3 protein-coding genes are annotated in these 2,347 nt (G+C 69.9%); all 3 read left to right on the plus strand.

All coding sequences use genetic code 11. The annotated features are described in order from the left end of the window. The coding region (locus NS331_RS25035; protein ID WP_440589404.1) for a TRAP transporter small permease at nucleotides 1–552 on the plus strand (552 nt) is incomplete at its 5' end. After that, on the plus strand, nucleotides 549–1,847 hold the full coding sequence (locus NS331_RS25040) for a TRAP transporter large permease (protein ID WP_058644604.1): 1,299 nt from the start codon (nucleotides 549–551) through the stop codon (nucleotides 1,845–1,847). The genes NS331_RS25035 and NS331_RS25040, both read left to right, overlap by 4 nt. A 44-nt stretch (nucleotides 1,848–1,891) precedes the next feature. Then, nucleotides 1,892–2,347: TRAP transporter substrate-binding protein DctP (gene dctP / locus NS331_RS25045; protein WP_193758215.1), on the plus strand; the 456-nt coding region annotated here is incomplete at its 3' end.

Raw genomic sequence — 2,347 nt, forward strand, 5'->3', positions numbered from 1 at the left:
CCCGAGCCCGGCGCCCAGCTGGACGCCGCCAGCCCCCTCCCCCCCGACATCGCCGCCGCCGACGAGCCCGGGAAGGTGCCGCTGGCCATCGAGGACTGGGCCACCGTGCTCATCATGGGCCTGCTGGCCTGCATCACCTTCGCCAACGTGCTGGTGCGCTACTTCACCGACACCTCCTTCGCCTGGACGGAAGAGTTCTCGGTGTTTCTCATGATCCTGCTGGCCATGGTGGGCGGCTGCGCCGCCGTGGCGCGCGACCGGCACATCCGCATCGAGTACTTCAGCGAGGCCGGCTCCATGACCCGCCGCCGGCGCCTGGCGCAGTTCGGCGCGGCCATGGTGGCGCTGCTGTTCTTCCTGATCGCCGCGCTGTCGGTGCGCATCGTGTGGGACGACTGGCGCTTCGAGGAAACCTCGCCGGGCATCGGCGTGCCGCAGTGGTGGTACTCGATCTGGCTGCCCATCGTGTGCACCGGCATCGGCCTGCGCGCCGTCGGCCTGTTCATCCGCCGGGGCCGGCGCACTGCAGCCGGCGACGGGAGCGACGCATGATCGCCACCCTGCTCTTCGTCGGCTTCGTGGCCATGATGCTGATCGGCGTGCCGATCGGCGCGGCGCTGGGCCTGGCGGGCGCGGCCTGCATCGCGCTGGCCAATGCCGATGCGCAATGGTTCGGCCTGCTGGCCGTGCCGCAGAATTTCTATGCGGGCCTGGGCAAGTACCCGCTGCTGGCGATTCCGATGTTCGTGCTGGTGGGCTCGATCTTCGACCGCTCGGGCGTGGCGCTGCGGCTGGTGAACTTCGCCATCGCCATCGTGGGCCGCGGGCCCGGCATGCTGCCGCTGGTGGCCATCGTGGTCGCCATGTTCCTGGGCGGCATCTCGGGCTCGGGCCCGGCCAATGCGGCGGCCGTGGGCGCGGTGATGATCGCGGCCATGTCGCGCGCCGGCTATCCGGCGGCGTACTCGGCCAGCGTGGTCGGCGCCGCGGCGGCCACCGACATCCTGATCCCACCCTCGGTGGCCTTCATCGTGTACTCGGTGCTGGTGCCGGGCGCCTCGGTGCCGGCGCTGTTCGCGGCCGGCATGGTGCCGGGCATCCTGGCCGGCCTGGCGCTGATCGTGCCGGCGGTGTGGATGGCCCGCCGCCACAACATGGGCGCGCTCGAGGCCACATTGCCCCGCCCGCCCTTCTGGCAGAGCCTGCGCCAGGCCGTGTGGGGCCTGGCGGCGCCGGTGCTCATCCTCGGCGGCATGCGCGCCGGCTGGTTCACGCCCACCGAGGCGGCGGTGGTGGCCGTGTTCTACGGCCTCTTCGTGGGCATGGCGATCCACCGCACGATCACCGTGCGCGACCTGTTCCCCATCCTGCGCGAGTCGGGCGAGCTGTCGGCCGTGATCCTGATTGTGGTGTCGCTGGCGGGCATCTTTGCCTATTCGCTCTCCACGCTGGGCGTCATCGACCCGGTGGCCAAGGCCATCGTCAACTCGGGCCTGGGCGAGTACGGCGTGCTGTCGCTGGTCATCCTCATGCTGATCACGGTGGGCATGTTCCTGGACGGCGTGTCGATCTTCCTGATCTTCGTGCCGCTGCTGTGGCCCATCGTGCAGCACTACCACTGGGACCCGGTGTGGTTCGGCGTGCTGCTCACGCTCAAGGTGGCGCTGGGCCAGTTCACGCCGCCGCTGGCCGTGAACCTGATGGTGTCCTGCCGCATTGCCGGTGTCCGCATGGAATCCACCGTGCGCTGGGTGGGCTGGATGCTGTTCGCCATGTTCCTGGTGATGGTGGCCGTGATCATCTGGCCGCAGCTGGCGCTGTGGCTGCCGCGCTACCTCGGCTACTGAACGCCGCCGCGCCTGACAGACAGACAACCCCAAGGAGACGAAGCATGACCCCATCCACCTTCCGCCGCGGCCTCATCGGCCTGGCCGCCGCCGCCGTGGCCCTGGCCACCTTCTCGACCGGCGCCGCCGCGCAGGCTAACTACAAGGCCGAGTACAAGATGTCGCTGGTGCTGGGCCCGCCCACGCCCTGGGGCATGGCCGGCAAGCTGTGGGCCGACAAGGTCAAGGAGCGCACGCAGGGCCGCATCAACATCAAGCTCTACCCCGGCGTGTCGCTGATCCAGGGCGACCAGACGCGCGAGTTCAGCGCGCTGCGCCAGGGCGTGATCGACATGGCCGTGGGCTCGACCATCAACTGGTCGCCGCAGGTGAAGGAGCTCAACCTCTTCTCGATGCCCTTCCTGATGCCCGACTACGCCGCCATCGACGCGCTGACGCGGGGCGAGGTGGGCCAGGACATCTTCGCCCGCCTGGACAAGGCCGGCGTGGTGCCGCTGGCC

It is taken from the genome of Pseudacidovorax intermedius (assembly GCF_001476815.1).
GTDB classification, from domain to species: Bacteria; Pseudomonadota; Gammaproteobacteria; order Burkholderiales; family Burkholderiaceae_C; genus Xenophilus; species Xenophilus intermedius_A.

Bases quoted from the DNA above. Each gene is read 5' to 3' on its own strand.
- NS331_RS25040 (WP_058644604.1), top strand. From the start codon at position 549: ATGATCGCCACCCTGCTCTTCGTCGGCTTCGTGGCCATGATGCTGATC.